The sequence below is a fragment of the Shewanella sp. AS16 genome, from assembly GCF_021412365.1.
GTDB lineage: Bacteria > Pseudomonadota > Gammaproteobacteria > Enterobacterales > Shewanellaceae > Shewanella > Shewanella salipaludis.
Map to the genome: position 1 here is coordinate 1 of NZ_JAKCLK010000007.1, position 18668 is coordinate 18668.

The window sequence follows — 18668 nt, forward strand, 5'->3', positions numbered from 1 at the left end:
ACCTGATCCCATCCCGAACTCAGAAGTGAAACGCAATCGCGCCGATGGTAGTGTGGGGTCTCCCCATGTGAGAGTAGGTCATTTCCAGGCGCCTAATTTTCTCGAAAGAGAAGCGATAAATCCCCAGCACTCAGTGTTGGGGATTTTTTCGTTTAACGGCTTTTGAAATGCTCACTCGAACATGGGGAAGATAAAAGGTCCGAACGCAGAGAGCTTGGCTCGAAGCTGGCCATGACAGGCGCCTAATTGCTCGTAAGAGAGTGAAGAAGCCACCTAACAAGGTGGTTTTTTTGCGTTTGGACTAAAGGCACTTCCCCCATCCCTGTGGTTCCTGGGCTGAAAGAAGCTATGTTGGTGAAGTATGGCTTGGCGTCCATTGAGCGCGGAGGCTTTGCCTGTAGCTGACCATGACCGGCGCCTAATTTTTTGAAAGATAATCGATAGATCCCCGGCACTCTGTGTCGGGGATTTTTTCGTTGAACAGCGTTTGAAATCTTGGCTCGCACATGAGGCTATAAATATAGTGTATGCGAGGCATGCAACTACCATGTGTCTTCAAGGGGGAATGCGGTGGAGAATGAAGCCCATGCGATTATTAAACAAGCTCTGACAGAAAATGCCTCCTGGCATCTACTGGGTTTCTCACGTCTATGCAGGGTAAGACAGAGGCTTACTGAGTCGCCACTGCTTCGATGTCCATAGGTTGCATAGGGAAGGCAATTTTACTTAGGTGTGTTGATTAAGGGAATGGAGAAATGCAGAGGGGTGCGCAGTCTCAAGCCGTCTGTGGCTGAGTCTCGGCTCTTCTACGAGTCGTGTCCGTGCAGTTCTGTGGTGTTTGTATCAGAGTAGATGCTGCAGGGCGATTTGTGGCTGTGGGAGCGGCTCGCGGCAACTCGTGCCTGTTTAAGCCAGACGCTGACCGGCAGTTGCTTGGCCGACTCTGCCAGCGCTATGCCGATGGAGAAGCTGAATGCCCGGAGCATGCCACCATCCAAGGAGTCATCTTGCGTGAGTAGACGCGCAATGTCACTGCCTATGGCCAAGCTGTGTCGCCGAGCAATATCAGAGTCCGATGCCGATGCTAATGCTAATGCCGATGCGATGAAGACATATTCACCGTCATGATAGTGGCCGTTGAGGCCCACTGCCGACAGGTAGTTTGAAAGTCTGGCAATGAACAGCTGGATTAATGGCTTTTCGACCGCATTTGACTGAACTTGTGTGTCGGCTAGGCGAATGACAAACAAGGCCGATTGCTTAGCCTTTGTGTGCCTTAGCATCTGCTGTTCTAGCCAGGCTTCAGCCTTGGTTGTTTTGGGAGTGTTTTGGGTGTTCAGGCTGTCTGATACATCGGTATTCATGCCGATGATCCTGCTGGGGCGTCCCTGGTCATCCCAGTCGATCAGCATTCCCCTATCCAGCACCCAAATATAGTGCCCCTGTCTATGTCTGAGGCGATAAACACATTCGAATGTTTGACTATCCCCATTGAGGTGTTCTTGTAGGCTCTGGAGCACTCTGGCTTTATCTTCCACATGTATTCTGCCCTTCCAGGCCCGGAAATCGTCGGTGTTGTCGAGAGGGGCGCAACCCAGCATGGCTTTCCAGCTGTCGGACATAAATACCTCGCCAGTGGCGATATTCCAGTCCCAGATCCCCTTATGGTTGCCGTTGACGGCAAACAGCCAGCGCTGTTCACTGTCGTTGAGACGTTTGAGATTATAGCTGGCGTTGTCTTTGATGAGCTCAAAGCCATCTTGGAGACGGTTTAGCTCGGCCGGCAGCCAACCTGTAGGTTTTATGGGCTCCCCCATAGTACTGTGGTTGAGTCGTTTCAGCGGACGAATGATGAGCCAGTGCAAGAAGCATAACAATATCAGCAGAAAAACAGTGCCGGCGCCCCAGAATAGATAAAAGGTCTTCTGCAGGCTGTTGGAAGCCTTAGCCATGAGGAGGGAAAGGTCATACTCGACATAGAGCAGCTCAACATTATTATCCGGACCGAGATCACTGTTGGGGATAAGGGGATAGTATGCCTGAATAGACAGTCTGTCCTCATTGATATGAATATAGGCTTGTGTCGATGACACTACCTCATAATGACGTTCGAACAGGTAGCCATCTATGACTTGGATTGCATTGCTGTTTCGCCAAACCAGGTGGTTGGCGAAACGTATCTTGCTGGCGGAATCGAGCAGAATATAGACCATTACATTGGGATCTGTCGAGGCTAATGACACTTCCTGTTCTATGCGTTCCAGATCTTGGACCAGCAGAGCGGATTCCACCAGGTGTTGTGTTCTGAAGACTTGTTGTTTCACCCATTCCAGCTGACGTTCTGCCACCGAGTTGCGTACCTGGGCATCGCCATAAAGATATGCCCCCGAGGTTAAGCACAGGTAAAAAATGATAACACTCACAGGCATGAGGTAGGCTATCGCCAGCCTTGGCATTTTCAGCAAAATATCCCCTCGTTAACACTGATGTGGGTGCAGCTTGCCGGAATGTTCAAGCGACACCAGTGCAAAACTTCAAATAGATTAGGATTGAAATAATAATCCGGCTAATTTACCACAAGTCGCTCGATGGAGATTAAGACAATTATGAAAATTGGCCTGGATAATATCTACTGCCGATACCGTTTGGGTGAGGGTAAATGACGCCTGAAGAGCAATAGACTCCAGATTGGGATGCTGCTTTATGGGAGGACATCTTGGATAAGAGGGCATACAGAAGAGGACATGGAGCAGGATACATGGAAGAAATGCGCCCCTGTGGTGCAAGGGCGAATGGACTAGAGTGCCAAAAATTTTTCCAGGATGGGCCTATTGGCCGCGGGGAATTCATACTCACTGAGCTCGGTTTTAGCTACCCAGGCCACTTGTTGCCCTTCGGCACCTATGGCTTCACCGCTGAACTCTGTGACCAGATGTATATCCAGTAATACCTGTTTATCCGGGTAATCGTAACTCAGGGCCATAAATGGCTGGCTGTGGTCAACGTCGAGATTGACCTCTTCTTTCAGCTCACGGACTAAGGCTTGGGTGACAGTCTCGTTGGCTTCGACTTTACCGCCAGGAAATTCCCATTTTCCGCCCTGATGCAAATGTTCATGACGTTTGGCAAGCAAGACGCTATTGTCATGGTTAATTATGATGCCTACGGCAACATGAACTCTTTTAGTCATAGGTGTTATATCGGCTTAGGTCGGATTATTCTTTGAAGAAGTCGGCGTCGTCATAGCCCAGAGAGTCCAAGGCTTGTGGATCGAATTCGGGTTTAACAGGAATGGCATGTTTCTCAGAGGCCCAATCGCCGAGATCGATCAACTTGCAACGTTCGCTGCAAAAAGGTTTGAATTGGGATTCAGCGACCCAGGCTACAGGTGTTTGGCAGATGGGGCAGTTTACGGCAATAGGCATAACATCTCTCTCGGGTCTGATACTGGCAATCTCTAAGACGTGCAAGCTAAGCTATATGGCTTAGCTTGGGAGAATGATAATCCCTTCAGGTGCAGGCCGCCAGTTGGAAATCTATGTTTTGGTCAGAATGCCGCTGCTGTGCGAACTGCACAAAATGAATCGCGTAGCGATTCTTATGCCCGCTGATCGTTGGATAGCAGCCATAACTGGCATCAACTTTAACCCTCACCAGGGACAGGGGGCGTTGGCTTTCGGCCTGGTAGAAGCCGGCGCAGGCACTTGCCTGTGTGTATTGGGCCGTAGCTCGGGTAAGCTCAAGCAATATGCCTATGGGGCGTAACAGGGCATCGAAGTGACTGCACCAGTTCAGATAATCTTGTCTGCGTTCTTCCCAGGGTTTAGCCAACCAGAAATGCAACTGTGGAAGATCGAAACTGCAGCTGGCCCCAGGCATGGAAAAACGTTGTCGCAACACAGACAGGAATCTATCCTGCTTGAGCTGAGCGCCGAAGCGTTCAGATTTCTGCAATGCATCCTTGGCCTGCTGAAGTGCCTGTTGCAGCTGTGCTATTGGCATTAGATTTTCGCCTGGCTGTTGTTGCCATTGGGGGAGCTGATGTAAATGCCTGTCGATATCTTTCAATACATCGGTACGATAATCACAACGTTCGGTCAATTCACAGAGGGAAAATAAAGGATAGAAGCATCTCTGTTGATGGTCCTGACTGAAGTTATTGTGCAATTGCTTATCCAGAAATTCCAAGCGCAGGTAGCTACGGATCTTTTCGTTCAAGGGCTGTTCGTAAATAAGTTCAGTCATGGCGTTGGGTTAGGCTTTACCGGATAAATGTAAGTATTTCTGGTGTAGTGCTAAAACCTCGCACTCTAATTTTGATATCTCTCCTTGATTATCGATAACGTCATCGGCTTTAGCCAGTTTCTCTGCCCGGCTGCTTTGGCTGTTAATGATGTTATTAACTTGCCGGGCATCGACGGCATCACGCTGCATGGTTCTTTGGCGTTGTAATTCGGGTGAAATATCCACCACTAATGTCCGATTAACTAACTTATCCAACCCATTCTCAAATAGCAAGGGAACGACCATGATGACATAGGCGGAGCTGGCGCTGGCCACCTGCCGCAGCATCTCGGCGCGGATCATGGGATGCAATAATTGGTTAAGCCATTCCCGTTCTTTCGGCGTATTGAATACCAACTCTCGCAGCGCCGCACGGTTGAGGCTGCCGTCATCGAGCAGGATTTGGTCACCGAAATGGGCCCGTATTTGTGCCAGACCCTCTGCGCCAGGGGCAACGACATCCCGTGCCACCAGATCGGCATCGACCAGGGTAATCCCTTGCTTGGCAAACAGATTAGCGACTGTGGTCTTGCCACTGCCTATGCCGCCGGTCAGGCCAACGATAAATTTTGACATGCATGCTACTCCTTAGCCCTGTGCCCTTGGGATCACAGGGTTGTCAGGTACCAATCGACAATATCCTGACCCCAGACGAGGGCAATCCAACCGGCAGCGGCGATATAAGGCCCGAAGGGAATAGGGTTGCTCTGATCGAGACGCTTAGTCACTATCAGGCTTATTCCTACCAAGGCTCCCACCAGGGATGACAGCAATATCACCAGGGGCAGCATTTGCCAGCCGAGCCAGGCACCAAATACGGCGAGCAATTTGAAATCACCATAGCCCATGCCTTCCTTGCCCGTCAGCAGCTTAAATAGCCAGAATACAGACCAGAGGCTGAGATAACCGGCAGCAGCGCCTATCAGTGCATCCGTTGCAGTGGCAAACTGGCCTTGCAGATTGAGCATCAATCCCAACCATAGCAGGGGCAGGGTGATCTGGTCCGGCAACAGCATCTCGTCCAGATCTATGCCTGTCAGGGCGATAAGGGCGAAGGTGAGCAGGCTGGCGAAGAGAAACTGCCCGCTGGGACCAAAGTGCCATGCCAATACCGAGATAAGGAGTCCGGCGATGAGTTCTACCAGGGGGTAGCGTGGTGATATAGGTGACTGGCAAGAGGCGCATTTTCCTTTCAACATTAACCAGCCAATAATGGGCAGATTATGCCAAGGCTTGATGGGGTTGTGGCATTTGGGGCAGGTTGATGAAGGAAAAATCAGATTGTATTTGGCTGGATAGGGATCTATTGCTTCATTGAGTTTCTCTGCTCCCAGTTGCTGCAGCTGCTCCGGGTGATATTCGGCCAGATATTGGTTGCACTCCTGCTGCCATTGGCGCTTCATCATCACGGGCAAGCGATGGATCACCACATTGACGAAGCTGCCTATGACGCTGGCAAACATAAAACTGATGAGGATGAACAGCCACAAGTTGTGGCTTAAAACACTAAGGATTTCTGACATTTCAACTAATTCTTATTATGGGTGTGTATTACGGGTGCTTATCATGAAAAGTTAACAACTTAACCTACCACGTTACCCATTTGGAATATAGGTAAATACATGCCGACGATCAGGCCACCGACCAAGGAGCCTATCACCACCATCATTATGGGTTCGATCAGGCTGGAGAGGCCGTCGACGGCATCATCGACCTGCATCTCGTAGATGTTGGCGACCTTGTTGAGCATGTTGTCCAACGAGCCGGACTCTTCGCCTATCATCACCATCTGGATCAACATGTCAGGGAATAGCTCAGTGGTGCGCATGGCTATGTTCATCTGCATCCCGGCCATCACCTCCTGACGTATCTTCAGCAGCGCCCTTCGGTACACCGCATTGCCCGAGGCGCCGGCGGCCGACACCATGCCATCGATCAGCGGCACGCCGGCGGCGAAGGTGGTAGCCAGGGTGCGGGCAAAGCGGGCCATGGCTGCCTTATGCAGTATGTCGCCTATCAAAGGTATCTTCAGTACCAATTCATCGATGCGATCCCTGAAGGCTTGGGAGCTCCTGTGGGCGCGAACGAATGAGAAGACGGCGATGATGATGCCTATCACGAAGAAATACCAGGAGGCCTGCAGTCCTCGGGAGATGCCGACAATCAGCTGGGTGAAGGCCGGCAGCTCGGCGCCGAAGCTGGCAAAGATTTCTTCGAACTGGGGCACCACGAATAGCAGCAGCAGGGTGGTGACGGCAATAGCTACTACCACCACGGCGGCGGGATAGAACATGGCCTTCTTGATCTTGGACTTCAGCTGCTCGGCTTTTTCCTTGTAGGTGGCGACACGCTCGAATACCGCGTCCAGTGCGCCCGAATGTTCCCCCGCCGCCACCAGATCGACATAGAGATCGTCGAAATAACGCCTATGGGGTCGCAACGCATCCGAGAGGGGGATCCCCGCCTGTACGTCTGTGACTATTATGCCCAGAAGCTCCCTGACCTTGGCCTTCTCATGACCCCGGCCGAGTAATTCGATGGTGGTCACCAGAGGCACGCCGGCGGCCAGCATAGTGGCTATCTGGCGGGTGATCATGGCGATATCCATGGCATTGATGCTTTTTTCACGGGCAAACAGGGAGGCCGACTTCTTGCGCACCTGTTTGGGGTTGACCCCCTGCTTCTTCAGCTGGCTCTTGACCTCGGCGACTGTGCTGCCCTTGAGTTCACCGCCCGTCTTCTTGCCGTCGCGGTTGAGGCCTTTCCATTCGAAGGTATACACCTTGGGTTGACTCTTTTGGGCTTTACTCTCTGCCTTGGACCTCTTCTTGACTGCGGTGGCGCTTGCCATAATGGCTCCTCGGTTGAAAATAGCGGCTAGGGCTAGATGCTGGTGACGCGGTTGATTTCGGTAATGCTGGTGACCCCTTGGATCACCTTGAGCAGGCCTGACTGGCGCAGATCCCGCATGCCCTGTTCCTTGGCTTGATTGGCAATTTGCAGCGAGTTGCCCCCCTCCATTATGGTTCTGGCGATTTCATCGGTCATCTTCATCACTTCATAGACACCGACCCGCCCCTTGTAACCGCCGGAGCAGAGATCGCAGCCGACGGGCTTGAATACGGTGAAGCCGCTGTCTATTTGGCTTTTGCTGAAGCCGAGCTTGAGAAGTTCATGTTCTGGGATATCCTCAGCTTGCTTGCATTCAGGGCATAGGCGCCGGGTCAGACGCTGGGCGATGATCAGATTCACCGAACTGGCGATGTTGTAACCCGGTACCCCCATGTTAACCAAACGGGTCAGGGTCTCTGCCGCAGAGTTGGTATGCAGGGTCGATAACACCAGGTGACCCGTCTGCGCCGCCTTGATGGCGATTTCGGCGGTTTCCAGATCACGGATCTCACCCACCATCACCACATCGGGATCCTGGCGCAGGAAGGAGCGCAGCGCCGAGGCGAAGGTGAGGCCGGCCTTGAGATTGATATGCACCTGATTGACGCCCTCGAGATTGATCTCGACCGGATCTTCCGCGGTGCTGATGTTGCGCTCTTCCGTATTGAGTATGTTCAGTCCCGTATACAGGGAGACTGTCTTGCCCGAACCTGTAGGCCCTGTGACCAAGATCATGCCCTGGGGTCTGGCCAGCATTTCTAGGTAGAGTTGCTCCTGATCCGGCTCGTAGCCCAACTTCTCGATCCCCAGCTGCGCCGAGGAGGAGTCGAGGATACGCATCACTATCTTTTCGCCCCAGATGGTGGGCAGGGTGCTGACCCGGAAGTCGATGGACTTGGTGCGCGACAGCTTCATCTTGATGCGTCCATCCTGGGGCACTCGCCGTTCGGCGATATCCAGCTTGGACATCACCTTGAGGCGGGCCGAGATGCGCCCGGACAGGCTGATAGGAGGTTCGGATACTTCATGCAGTATGCCGTCGATGCGAAAACGAATACGGTAGCGTTTCTCGTAGGGCTCGAAATGCAGATCCGAAGCGCCCTTACGTATCGCATCCGTGAGTATCTTGTTGATGTAGATGACAATAGGGGCATCGTCACTGCTGTCGCCAGTGCTTTCTTCGTGCCGCTTGTCCGTGTCAGTGACTTCTATGCCGGCCAGCGCTTCTTCGTCTATGCCGCTTAAGTCCAGGCTGTTGAGGTCTTCCTCGAGAATTTTTTCCAGTGCCTTGGCGAGCTTGTCTTCCTCGACCAATATGGCTTCGGCGTGCAGGCCGGCACTGAACTGGAAGTCTTCCAATGCGGCGATATTACTGGGATCCGAGGTGCCTATGTATATGCGGTTGCCGCGTTTGAATAACGGCAGGCATCTATGCTTCTCGATCAGCTTCTTGTTGAGGAAGTCTTCCGGAATTGAGGCGATATCGAATTCGTCAAGATCCAGCAGCGGGGTGCCATATTCTTCGTAGCATAGCTCGGCTATGGCCTTGGCAGACAATAACTTTTCGGTGACCAGGGTGCTGACCAGGGAGAGCTTGCTCTTGCGGGATACGTTGATGGCCTCCGCTATCTGAGCCTCGCTGAGCAAGCCTTGACGGATGAATAGGGTAGATAAACCTAGGTGGAGGCCGGTTGTTGGCATATTTGACCTTAGAAATAAGCCCTAACTGTTTGGTTAGGGCTTTTATCTTTAAGCTATTAACATAGACCTGCAGCAATACAAGTGCCTGATTCAGCCCAAGTCATAGTTCCGCCATCAGCTGAAACTGTTGGAGTTAAAACATAAGTTACGCCATCGACACTTGTTGCATCGCCTGTTGCCGTAATAACAGCTGTTGCGGCAGTTAATGTTACGCTTGCCACATTAGCACCTGCAGCTGCTCCCGCCAGATCTGCTCCAACTTTTCCTGCGGTATCACAGTTAGCAAGATCTAATCCACCACGCCCTTGGAAACAAACTTCAACAGCTGTTTTAATTGTTGAGGTTGCTAGCATTACTTCTGAAAATCTAGCTTTTTTAGTGTAAGTTTGATACGCAGGCAGGGCGATCGCTGCCAGAATACCTATGATGGCGACCACGATCATCAGTTCGATCAGGGTGAAACCTTTAGCGTTCTTGTTTAATGTAATGCCTTTCATTGTGTTATCTCCATTAGGACTACTCAGTTAACCCGCAACATGTCCTGTTGCTGCTTCCTGTCTACTCTCGTTAACCAGTCGATTAAGGATAGCAGACTCCTGTGGATGGTGCCGTTTGCCCAAATCAATATGAATTTATGGGATTGAAGCCGTTTTTTAAGCTACATCTCGAGCTAATTGTTTGAAGCTACATCGCATGTCATTTAGGTCGACAGCTACCGACGAGAAGCGGTGAAACACATGTGCCATGACTCAATCAGTAATGCCTGAACTGAGATCTCTGATATGAGCTCAAAACCACCCTCTCGCTTGCCCTAAAAGTTATTATAAAGTTACAAAAAAAGGAAACTTAATTTTCACTTTAACTGCAAATAATTGGCTTGGTTACTGGGTTTGCGCGAAATTGTACATTTTTTGAGTAACACTTATTTGACATATAAACCGTATGCGACACTTAATTGCCGTAAGTCAAAAAACAGGCGGAAAAAACATCAAATTGAACCGAGGCTTTTCTCTGTTTGCAGGAGAGGAAATTACCTGCAAGACAGATTTTTTGTGCGCATTTGGTGTAGCAAAAATATCGCCGGGAACAAATTCGGTATCTTGGATGGAGCAGAGCAGAACTTTTCCCGGGCAGAAGCGAGATGCTTGTTCGAGCCAGGCTTTTTTCAGCGTCTCTTTTTCGTGCTTATGCTGCTTCGGATTGATACAGGGCGAGCCCCTGCCGGGACAAACTGAGGCGTCGAGCCAGATAGGACTCGACGCCAAGGCTAAAGGCCGGCTAAAAAGATGATATAGAAGGCGTTATGCCTTCAATCTGAGTGACAGGTCCAGGGCGCGCAGGTGCTTGGTCAGTGCGCCGACCGAGATATAGTCGACCCCGGTGCGGGCAAAGTCCGCCAGGGTATCCAAGGTGACATTACCCGAGACTTCCAGCTTAGTATTCTGGCCTCTGTCTTTATAGCTGTCGTTGATGGCCACGGCATCTAGCATCATGGTCACGTCGAAATTGTCCAGCATTATGATATCGGCGCCGGCATCCAGGGCTTGGGTCAGTTCAGCCAGGGACTCGACTTCAACCTCGACAGCCTTGTCTGCATGCAGCTTACGGGCGGCGTTGACGGCCTGAGGGATGCCGCCACAGGCCAGGATATGGTTCTCTTTGATCAGGAAAGCATCGAACAGGCCTATCCTGTGGTTATGACCTCCGCCACAGGTGACGGCATACTTCTGCGCGGTTCTCAGCCCTGGCAGTGTCTTACGGGTATCCAGCAGGCGGGTATTGGTACCTGCGAGTTTGTCGACATAATGTTTGGTCAGGGTCGCCACCCCGGACAGGGTTTGAATGAAATTCATCGCGGTGCGCTCACCGGTCAAGATACTGCGGGCTGGGCCTGACAGTTCACACAATACCTGATTAGCCACTATGAGATCGCCATCGTCCACATGCCAGTGAATGGCGACCTCGCTGCCCAGTTGATTGAAGACTTGTTCCGCCCAGGCCTTGCCACAGAAGACACCATCTTCGCGGGTGATGAGGCTGGCTTCGGCATATCTGTCGGCGGGGATCAATTGTGCCGTGATATCGCCGGTTGAGTAAGCCGCTGTCTCTGGATCTGTGCCATCGGCCTGTGGATTGGCTGTGTGGCCTAAATCTTCATCCAGGGCAATTTTGACGGCAAGACGTATATCATTCTCTAGCATGCTGGGTGTCCTTGGGCTGTGCTTATGGTACCGAAAGTGGGACTTTTTACCGCTTAAGATTATCATAAGCGGGTGCAAAAACGCAGTTTTGTTGGCGTTTCTTCCTATCATCCAGGGCGCTTTTTTTCATGTGTGCCGGGCCGGGGGCCTGGATATGAGGTTTAATTGAGCCCTGTCGTCGCCTCCGGGCCGCAATGGTATATGCCGTCTATATTCAGTCAGTTAAAACTGCTAGAGTTAAGAGGTTTCTCTATTGGGCAGGAGTGTGTGGCGTGCAATGGCAATTTACCTCGGGCTGGCTTAAGCAGGCACGGCGCTGTGAGTCACCCCATTTCAATGCTCGGCCAGAGGCCGAGGTCAGTCTGCTGGTGATCCATAACATCAGCCTGCCGGCAGGTTGTTTCGGTCTGCCGTACATAGACGCCTTGTTTCAGGGCCGTCTCGATGTGCAGGCGGATGCCAGTTTTGCCTGCTTGGCTGATCTCCAGGTCTCGGCCCATTTCCTGATCCGCCGGGATGGTGAAATAGTGCAATATGTTTCCTGTGATGACAGAGCCTGGCATGCGGGCCTGTCATGTTTTCAGGGGCGCGAAAACTGCAATGACTTTGCCATAGGCATAGAGTTGGAGGGAACGGACGAGCTTGCCTATACGGAGCTGCAGTACCTGCAGTTGGATAGACTCACCCGTCAACTGCTGCAGGAATATCCCCAGCTGAGTCCCGAGAGGATAGTGGGGCATAGCGATATCGCCCCTGGACGCAAGACAGATCCCGGGGCGAGCTTCGATTGGCATAGGTATCTGGGTGGCCTGACTGGGTAAGCCGGTCGGCGCATGAGCTGCAGCGGGTTAAGGCTGGGAAACAGCTTCCCTTATCCGGCGCGCATACACATTAATGAGGTGAGATAGATGGCACTGTTCTCTTTGTTGGTCGCAATTCTGGTGGAAAGGTTGAAGTTGCTGCCGTCTACATGGCAGTTTGATGGCTTGCTCAGGCGATATCACGCGAGCGTATTCGGCATTAAACCTTTGAGTTCGGATCTCGTGATGGCCTTGGCCTTGGTTCTGCCGGCCGTCGGCGTCTACCTGCTCAGCTGGGCCGTAGCGGGTCTGTTCTGGGGTTGCCTCAGCCTGGTGCTCTGGGTGTTGGTGTCTGTGCTCTGTTTATGCCATCAACAACAGCGGCAGGCCTTCAAACATTATATCCAGGCGGCGTGTCGTGGCGATGTGCAGGCCTGTTACCATTATGCCGGCGAGCTGGATTGCAGCGAGTGTTTCGACGCCGTCTCTGAAACAGATCTCGGCACCAAGGTCGGCCAGAGTGTGGCCTGGATTAATTATCGCTACTATGGCGCCGTTGCCTTGTATCTGGTCTTCCTCGGCCCGGTTGGCGTCATCTTCTATTGTACCGTACGTTTCTACGCCGAAGAGAATAGACGCAAGGCGCAGGCATTGCCGCTGGTGGATACGGTACTCATGCTGCTGGATTGGCTGCCGAGCCGGCTTTTCGCCTTCGGTTATGTGCTCAGCGGCGAGTTCAGTCGGGCGTTGGCGACTTGGCGGACGAATGCCTTGCGACCGAGAACCAGCGCCAGGCGGGTGATCACCGAAACGGCGATGGCGGCCGAGTCTGTGGCCGAGGATGCCGGCAATGCCCCGGTCAGCGTGCAACCGACCTTGGCCCTGTTGGCTCTGACTAAGCGCAACTTCATGCTCTTGGTGACCCTGCTGTCTCTGTTGACCATCTTCGGCCTGGTCAGTTAATCGGCCGGCCCCGCTGTCCTGAGGGTCTGAGGCGGGCAGCGCTTTCCGCCAAGCACTCTCAGGCAACTATTCTCAGGCAGCTATGGGCCAGCGCCGGGATCTGCAGTGGTGGCCGCCTCATCAGTGCCGGCTCTTGGCTCTCCATGTCAAATGGTCTGACCCCATGACGTTATTTTTCAGCTATGCTCACTCAGCTTGAGCACATGCCGTGGCTGGACATCAAAAGTCTGATTTGATAAAGTGCGTCCACTCATATAATTGGTAAGACCAATTTACAATGAAGCCGAGGGACTCGATGGCTTACAGTAAAATTAACCAGCCGAAAATTTCTGATGTGATCATGGCGCAATTGGAGCAGATGATCCTCGAGGGCAGCTTGCAGCCCGGTCAGAAGTTACCGCCCGAACGCGAGCTGGCGATCCAGTTTGAAGTGTCGCGTCCTTCCTTGCGTGAAGCGATACAGAAACTCGAGGCGAAAGGCTTGTTGATGCGTCGCCAGGGTGGCGGCACTTATGTCAAGCAACAGCTCTGGCAGAGTCTTGCCGATCCCATAGTCGAACTGATGAACAGCGATCCCGAGAGTCAATACGACTTGCTGGAGTTTCGTCATGCGACCGAGGGCATGATGGCCTATTTTGCCGCACTGCGTGGCACAGATGCCGACATGCAGAACATCAAGCGCATGATCCTCGAAGTCGAAGCCGCCGAAGGGGTAGAGGCGCAGGCCGCTGCCATTGTGCGTTTCTACCGCGCCGTGGCCGAGGCCTCACACAATGTGGCCATGCTGCATTTGGTTCTGAGTTTAGCCCCTGTGCTGCATCAAAATGTGGCACAGAACCTGGAGCTTCTTAGCCGTCGCGAAGAAGCTTCCACCATGGCCAACGAGCATAGGCGAGCCTTGCTCGCCGCCATAGTTCGCCGTGATCCCGAAGCCGCCAGAGAAGCCTCCAATGAGCACTTGAGCTACATAGAGGAAGTGATGTTGTCTGTGCGCAAAGAAGATAGCCGGTTGCAGCGTAGCCTGCGCCGTTTAAAGAGCGGCATTTGATACCACTGGCAGCGCAGGCTGCAGGGGTGAATACCGTAAACCTATTATTATCTGTATATAGAGAAGGACAGCGTCATGTCTGAAGATATGCTACAAGATTTAGATCCGTCAGAGACCCAGGAATGGGTCGATGCCCTGCAGGCCGTGTTGGAACAAGAAGGTCCCGAGCGCGCCCATTTCCTGTTGGAAAAGCTGATCGATAAGGCCCGTCGCAACGGCACTCACTTGCCTTACAATGCGACGACCGCCTACCTGAACACTATTCCTGCGGGTCAGGAGCCACAAATGCCGGGCAACCAGGAGATGGAACGTCGCATTCGCGCCATCATCCGCTGGAACGCCCTGGCCATGGTACTGCGTGGTTCTAAGAAAGATCTGGAGCTGGGTGGTCATATCTCGAGTTTCGCCTCCAGCGCGACTATCTATGACGTGTGTTTCAACCACTTCTTCCGTGCACCGAATGAGAAAGACGGTGGTGATCTTGTGTATTTCCAGGGCCATATCGCCCCCGGCATCTACGCCCGTTCCTTCCTCGAAGGCCGTCTGAGCGAAGATCAGCTGGCCAACTTCCGTCAGGAAGTGGATGGCAAGGGCTTGTCTTCATATCCGCATCCCAAGCTGATGCCGGATTACTGGCAGTTCCCGACAGTGTCCATGGGCCTGGGTCCTATCCAGGCCATCTACCAGGCGCGCTTCCTCAAATACCTGACCGACCGCGGCCTGAAAGATTGCTCCGAGCAAACGGTTTACTGTTTCCTGGGCGACGGCGAGTGTGACGAGCCGGAAGCCCTGGGTGCCATAGGCCTGGCGGCCCGTGAAGAACTGGATAATCTGGTATTCATAGTCAACTGTAACCTGCAGCGCCTCGACGGCCCGGTTCGCGGTAACGGCAAGATCATCCAGGAACTGGAAGGCGAATTCCGCGGCGCAGGCTGGGAAGTGGTCAAGGTCATCTGGGGCCGTTACTGGGATCCATTATTGGCCCGTGACACCAGCGGCAAGCTGCTGCAGCTGATGGAAGAAACCGTCGACGGCGAATACCAGAACTGCAAGGCCAAGGGTGGCGCTTACACCCGTGAGCACTTCTTCGGCAAGTATCCGGAGACTGCCGAGATGGTGGCCAACATGTCCGACGATGACATCTGGCGCCTGAACCGTGGCGGTCACGATCCTGTCAAGATCTACGCCGCGCTGGATCACGCCAAGAAAACCAAGGGTCGTCCAACCGTCATCCTGGCGAAGACAGTCAAGGGCTACGGCCTGGGCGATGCCGGCGAAGGCAAGAACATTGCCCATAACGTGAAGAAGATGGGTGCAGAATCTGTACGTTACTTCCGCGATCGCTTCAACATCCCCATCCCGGATGACCAGCTGGAAGAGATGCCTTTCTACCACCCGGGTCCAGACTCGGAAGAAGTGAAATACCTGATGAGCCGCCGCGACGCCCTGCATGGCAGCCTGCCGCAGCGCCGCGAGAAGTTCTCCGAAGAGATCCAGGTGCCGTCACTGAAAATCTTCGATGCGATCCTCAAGGGCTCCAATGGCCGTGAGATCTCTTCTACCATGGCGTTCGTGCGGGTGCTGACTGCCTTGCTGAAAGACAAGCAGATAGGCAAGAAGATAGTGCCTATCATCCCAGACGAGGCCCGTACCTTCGGTATGGAAGGCCTGTTCCGTCAGGTGGGTATCTATGCTCACGAAGGCCAAAAATACGTTCCCCAAGACTCGGATCAGGTGGCTTACTACCGTGAAGACAAGTCCGGTCAGGTATTGCAGGAAGGCATCAACGAGCTCGGCGCCATGTCTTCATGGGTATCGGCCGCGACCAGCTACTCGGTCAACGACACGCCTATGATCCCTTTCTACATCTACTACTCTATGTTCGGTTTCCAGCGCATCGGCGACATGGCATGGGCGGCGGGTGACATGCGTGCCCGTGGCTTCCTGGTCGGCGGTACTTCTGGCCGTACTACCCTGAACGGTGAAGGCCTGCAGCATCAGGATGGTCACAGCCATGTATTGGCCAATACCATCCCCAACTGTATTTCTTACGATCCTACCTATGGTTACGAAATTGCCGTAGTGGTGCAGGACGGTATTCGCCGCATGTATGGCGACAACCAGGAAGACATCTTCTACTACCTGACGACCATGAATGAAAACTATGTTCAGCCTGAGATGCCACAAGGCGCCGAAGAAGGCATAGTCAAAGGTATCTACAAGCTGGAAACCCTGGCAGCCAAAGGCAAGGCCAAGGTACAGCTGATGGGTTGCGGCACTATCCTCGAAGAAGTGCGCAAGGCGGCCAGTATACTGGCGAAGGATTTCGACATCACCGCCGATGTGTTCAGCGTCACCAGTTTCAACGAGCTGACCCGTGACGGCCAGGCCGTAGAGCGCTGGAACATGCTGCATCCTGCCGAAACGCCTAAGCAAGCCTATATCAGTCAAGTGATTGCCGCCGATGCACCTGCCATTGTCGCGACCGATTACATGAAGATCTACGGTGAACAATTGCGTGCTTACATGCCAACGGATTACAAGGTGTTGGGTACCGATGGTTTCGGTCGCAGCGACAGCCGGGCGAACTTGCGTCACCACTTCGAAGTGGACGCCAAGTTTATCGTCATCGCCTCCCTGAAGGCATTGGTTGACCGTAACGAGTTGTCTGTCGAAGTGTTGGCCAAGACCATAAGTGAATATGGTATCGATGCCGACAAGATCAACCCACAGTTTGCATAAGGGGATAGCCAATGGCTGATTTAAAAGAAGTTTTGGTTCCTGATATCGGTGGCGATGAAGTTCAAGTCATTGAGATCTGTGCTGCCGTGGGCGATACCCTGGCGGCGGAAGAATCCATCATCACGGTAGAGAGCGACAAGGCGACCATGGATATTCCTGCGCCTTTCGCCGGTGTGCTGACCGAGCTGAAAGTGGCAGTGGGTGACAAGGTATCCGAAGGGACACTGATCGCCATGATGCAGGCCGCGGGTGCGACCGCACCGGCCGCCGAAGCACAGGTGCCACAGGCTGCGGCGGCTGTGCCGGTGCAAGCCGAGCCTGTCGCTGCGCCAGCCCCTGCGGCAAATACTGGCACTCGGCTCATCGAAGTTGCAGTGCCGGACATAGGTGGCGACACAGATGTGGAAGTCATCGAAGTGCTGGTGTCTGTTGGCGACAGCATAGAAGCAGATGCAGGCCTCATTACCCTGGAAACCGACAAGGCGACCATGGATGTGCCCTCACCGCAAGCCGGTGTGGTTAAAGAAGTGAAAGTGGCTGTCGGTGACAAGGTGTCCCAGGGCTCACTGGTGATCATGCTGGAAGTGGGCGCCGCCCAAGCGCCTGGGGCACAAGCACAGGCGGCGCCTGTTACCCCGGCGGCAGCAACCCAAGTTGCTGCGCCAGCCGCCCCTGTGGCTGCTGCCGCAGATGTCGTGGCGGTCAAGGAAGTGCATGTACCGGACATAGGCGATGCCAGCGATGTCGATGTGATCGAAGTGCTGGTGGCAGTCGGCGATGAGATTGCCGCAGATCAGGGCCTCATCACCCTGGAAACCGACAAGGCCACCATGGAAGTGCCGGCTCCCTTCGGGGGTAAATTGGTGTCTCTGACGGTCAAGGTGGGTGACAAGGTGTCTCAGGGCAGCTTGATCGCCACCATAGAGACAGTGACTCAAGGTGCTGCAGCGCCGGCGCCTGTCGCCCAGGCGCCGGCCGCGGCACCTATGTCTGCCTCGGCGCCAAGCAAGCCACCCGTGCCACACCACCCAAGCGCGGCTGCGCCTGTGACTACGGGTGTGGTACATGCGTCACCCGCGGTGCGTCGTCTGGCCCGTGAGTTTGGCGTCGACCTGACCAAGGTCACAGGCAGTGGTCGCAAGGCACGCATTCTCAAAGAAGACGTGCAGGCCTATGTGAAGTATGAGCTGTCACGTCCCAAGGCGACGGCGGCCACCTCTGTGGCTTCAGGCAATGGCGGCCTGCAGGTGATAGCTGCGCCTAAGGTGGACTTCAGCAAATTCGGTGAGGTGGAAGAAATCCCATTGAGCCGCATCCAGAAGATCTCCGGCCCCAACCTGCACCGCAACTGGGTAACCATTCCTCACGTGACCCAGTTCGATGAAGCGGATATCACTGAGATGGAAGCCTTCCGCAAACAACAGAACGAGGTTGCGGCCAAGAAGAAGGCTAACTATAAGATCACTCCTCTGGTGTTCATGCTCAAGGCCGTGGCCAAGACGCTGGCGCAGTTCCCTGTGTTCAACTCCAGCCTGAGCAGCGACGGCGAATCGCTGATCCAGAAGAAGTACTTCCACATAGGCGTGGCCGTGGATACGCCTAATGGTCTGGTGGTGCCTGTGGTACGGGATGTAGACAAGAAGGGCATCATAGAGTTGTCCCTCGAGCTGGCGGATATCTCTGTGCGAGCCCGTGACGGCAAGCTGAAATCTGCCGATATGCAGGGCAGCTGCTTCACCATCTCAAGTTTGGGTGGCATAGGCGGCACCGCGTTTACGCCTATCGTCAACTACCCTGATGTGGCTATCCTCGGCGTGTCCAAGTCTGAAATCAAACCCAAGTGGAATGGTAAGGACTTCGAGCCTAAGCTGATGTTGCCATTGTCTTTGTCATACGATCACCGGGTGATCGACGGTGCCATGGCGGCGCGCTTCAGCGTGACCCTGTCAGGTATCTTGTCCGATATTCGCACTTTGATTTTATAACAGCCAAGGCTGCTCATAATGAGCGGCCTTTTTGTTGTGATTGGTATCAAAC

Annotated in this window: 15 protein-coding genes and 1 rRNA gene; 6 read left to right on the forward strand and 10 right to left on the reverse strand. The window is 53.5% G+C overall.

Features of this window, described 5'->3' with window-relative positions:
• Positions 1-90, forward strand: a 5S ribosomal RNA gene (gene rrf, locus LZP73_RS15200); the annotation flags it as partial.
• A 716-nt stretch (positions 91-806) separates the two neighbouring features.
• On the opposite strand, the gene LZP73_RS15205 is transcribed toward rrf, so the two are convergent.
• The 10 genes from LZP73_RS15205 to nadC all read right to left on the reverse strand — a co-directional run bounded on the left by LZP73_RS15205 (position 807) and on the right by nadC (position 11078).
• Positions 807-2456: a PAS domain-containing protein gene (locus LZP73_RS15205; protein ID WP_234235955.1), complete on the reverse strand. Its 1650-nt coding sequence runs from the start codon at positions 2454-2456 to the stop codon at positions 807-809.
• Between the two features lie 341 nt (positions 2457-2797).
• Positions 2798-3190 carry an 8-oxo-dGTP diphosphatase MutT gene (gene mutT / locus LZP73_RS15210; protein ID WP_169565692.1) on the reverse strand — a complete coding sequence of 131 codons (393 nt, stop codon included), beginning with the start codon at positions 3188-3190 and terminating at the stop codon, positions 2798-2800.
• Positions 3191-3215: 25 nt separating this feature from the next.
• Positions 3216-3425 (reverse strand): DNA gyrase inhibitor YacG, encoded by a 210-nt coding sequence (yacG, locus tag LZP73_RS15215; protein WP_169565691.1) that lies wholly within the window; start codon positions 3423-3425, stop codon positions 3216-3218.
• An 85-nt stretch (positions 3426-3510) separates the two neighbouring features.
• On the reverse strand, positions 3511-4245 hold the full coding sequence (zapD, locus tag LZP73_RS15220) for a cell division protein ZapD (protein WP_234235838.1): 735 nt from the start codon (positions 4243-4245) through the stop codon (positions 3511-3513).
• Positions 4246-4254: 9 nt separating this feature from the next.
• Positions 4255-4860 (reverse strand): dephospho-CoA kinase, encoded by a 606-nt coding sequence (gene coaE, locus LZP73_RS15225; RefSeq protein WP_234235839.1) that lies wholly within the window; start codon positions 4858-4860, stop codon positions 4255-4257.
• A gap of 32 nt (positions 4861-4892) precedes the next feature.
• Positions 4893-5807 (reverse strand): prepilin peptidase, encoded by a 915-nt coding sequence (locus LZP73_RS15230; protein WP_234235840.1) that lies wholly within the window; start codon positions 5805-5807, stop codon positions 4893-4895.
• A 59-nt stretch (positions 5808-5866) separates the two neighbouring features.
• A complete protein-coding gene (locus tag LZP73_RS15235; RefSeq protein WP_234235841.1) occupies positions 5867-7135 on the reverse strand; it encodes a type II secretion system F family protein in 1269 nt (422 codons plus the stop codon).
• A 32-nt stretch (positions 7136-7167) separates the two neighbouring features.
• Positions 7168-8877 (reverse strand): type IV-A pilus assembly ATPase PilB, encoded by a 1710-nt coding sequence (pilB, locus tag LZP73_RS15240; RefSeq protein ID WP_234235842.1) that lies wholly within the window; start codon positions 8875-8877, stop codon positions 7168-7170.
• Positions 8878-8933: 56 nt separating this feature from the next.
• Positions 8934-9374, reverse strand: coding sequence for a pilin (locus LZP73_RS15245; RefSeq protein WP_234235843.1), 441 nt, complete (start codon positions 9372-9374; stop codon positions 8934-8936).
• A gap of 804 nt (positions 9375-10178) precedes the next feature.
• Positions 10179-11078, reverse strand: a complete 900-nt coding sequence (nadC, locus tag LZP73_RS15250) for a carboxylating nicotinate-nucleotide diphosphorylase (protein WP_234235844.1) — start codon at positions 11076-11078, stop codon at positions 10179-10181.
• Between the two features lie 272 nt (positions 11079-11350).
• Here nadC and ampD point away from each other — a divergent pair, with 272 nt between their 5' ends.
• The 5 genes from ampD to aceF all read left to right on the forward strand — a co-directional run bounded on the left by ampD (position 11351) and on the right by aceF (position 18616).
• Positions 11351-11899, forward strand: a complete 549-nt coding sequence (gene ampD / locus LZP73_RS15255; RefSeq protein ID WP_234235845.1) for a 1,6-anhydro-N-acetylmuramyl-L-alanine amidase AmpD — start codon at positions 11351-11353, stop codon at positions 11897-11899.
• Between the two features lie 87 nt (positions 11900-11986).
• Positions 11987-12841 (forward strand): beta-lactamase regulator AmpE, encoded by an 855-nt coding sequence (gene ampE, locus LZP73_RS15260; RefSeq protein ID WP_234235846.1) that lies wholly within the window; start codon positions 11987-11989, stop codon positions 12839-12841.
• 295 nt (positions 12842-13136) lie between these two features.
• A complete protein-coding gene (gene pdhR, locus LZP73_RS15265; RefSeq protein ID WP_169565681.1) occupies positions 13137-13889 on the forward strand; it encodes a pyruvate dehydrogenase complex transcriptional repressor PdhR in 753 nt (250 codons plus the stop codon).
• Between the two features lie 75 nt (positions 13890-13964).
• Positions 13965-16631 carry a pyruvate dehydrogenase (acetyl-transferring), homodimeric type gene (gene aceE / locus LZP73_RS15270; RefSeq protein WP_234235847.1) on the forward strand — a complete coding sequence of 889 codons (2667 nt, stop codon included), beginning with the start codon at positions 13965-13967 and terminating at the stop codon, positions 16629-16631.
• Positions 16632-16642: 11 nt separating this feature from the next.
• Positions 16643-18616, forward strand: coding sequence for a dihydrolipoyllysine-residue acetyltransferase (gene aceF, locus LZP73_RS15275; protein WP_234235848.1), 1974 nt, complete (start codon positions 16643-16645; stop codon positions 18614-18616).
• Positions 18617-18668: the final 52 nt, after the last annotated feature.

Excerpts from the sequence above, each read along its gene's own strand:
- aceF (WP_234235848.1), top strand. The coding sequence starts at position 16,643 with ATGGCTGATTTAAAAGAAGTTTTGGTTCCTGATATCGGTGGCGATGAA.
- LZP73_RS15245 (WP_234235843.1), bottom strand. The coding sequence starts at position 9,374 with ATGAAAGGCATTACATTAAACAAGAACGCTAAAGGTTTCACCCTGATC.
- LZP73_RS15235 (WP_234235841.1), bottom strand. The coding sequence starts at position 7,135 with ATGGCAAGCGCCACCGCAGTCAAGAAGAGGTCCAAGGCAGAGAGTAAA.
- nadC (WP_234235844.1), bottom strand. The coding sequence starts at position 11,078 with ATGCTAGAGAATGATATACGTCTTGCCGTCAAAATTGCCCTGGATGAA.
- LZP73_RS15205 (WP_234235955.1), bottom strand. The coding sequence starts at position 2,456 with ATGCCAAGGCTGGCGATAGCCTACCTCATGCCTGTGAGTGTTATCATT.
- zapD (WP_234235838.1), bottom strand. The coding sequence starts at position 4,245 with ATGACTGAACTTATTTACGAACAGCCCTTGAACGAAAAGATCCGTAGC.
- mutT (WP_169565692.1), bottom strand. The coding sequence starts at position 3,190 with ATGACTAAAAGAGTTCATGTTGCCGTAGGCATCATAATTAACCATGAC.
- coaE (WP_234235839.1), bottom strand. The coding sequence starts at position 4,860 with ATGTCAAAATTTATCGTTGGCCTGACCGGCGGCATAGGCAGTGGCAAG.
- pdhR (WP_169565681.1), top strand. The coding sequence starts at position 13,137 with ATGGCTTACAGTAAAATTAACCAGCCGAAAATTTCTGATGTGATCATG.
- LZP73_RS15230 (WP_234235840.1), bottom strand. The coding sequence starts at position 5,807 with ATGTCAGAAATCCTTAGTGTTTTAAGCCACAACTTGTGGCTGTTCATC.
- aceE (WP_234235847.1), top strand. The coding sequence starts at position 13,965 with ATGTCTGAAGATATGCTACAAGATTTAGATCCGTCAGAGACCCAGGAA.
- ampE (WP_234235846.1), top strand. The coding sequence starts at position 11,987 with ATGGCACTGTTCTCTTTGTTGGTCGCAATTCTGGTGGAAAGGTTGAAG.
- yacG (WP_169565691.1), bottom strand. The coding sequence starts at position 3,425 with ATGCCTATTGCCGTAAACTGCCCCATCTGCCAAACACCTGTAGCCTGG.
- pilB (WP_234235842.1), bottom strand. The coding sequence starts at position 8,877 with ATGCCAACAACCGGCCTCCACCTAGGTTTATCTACCCTATTCATCCGT.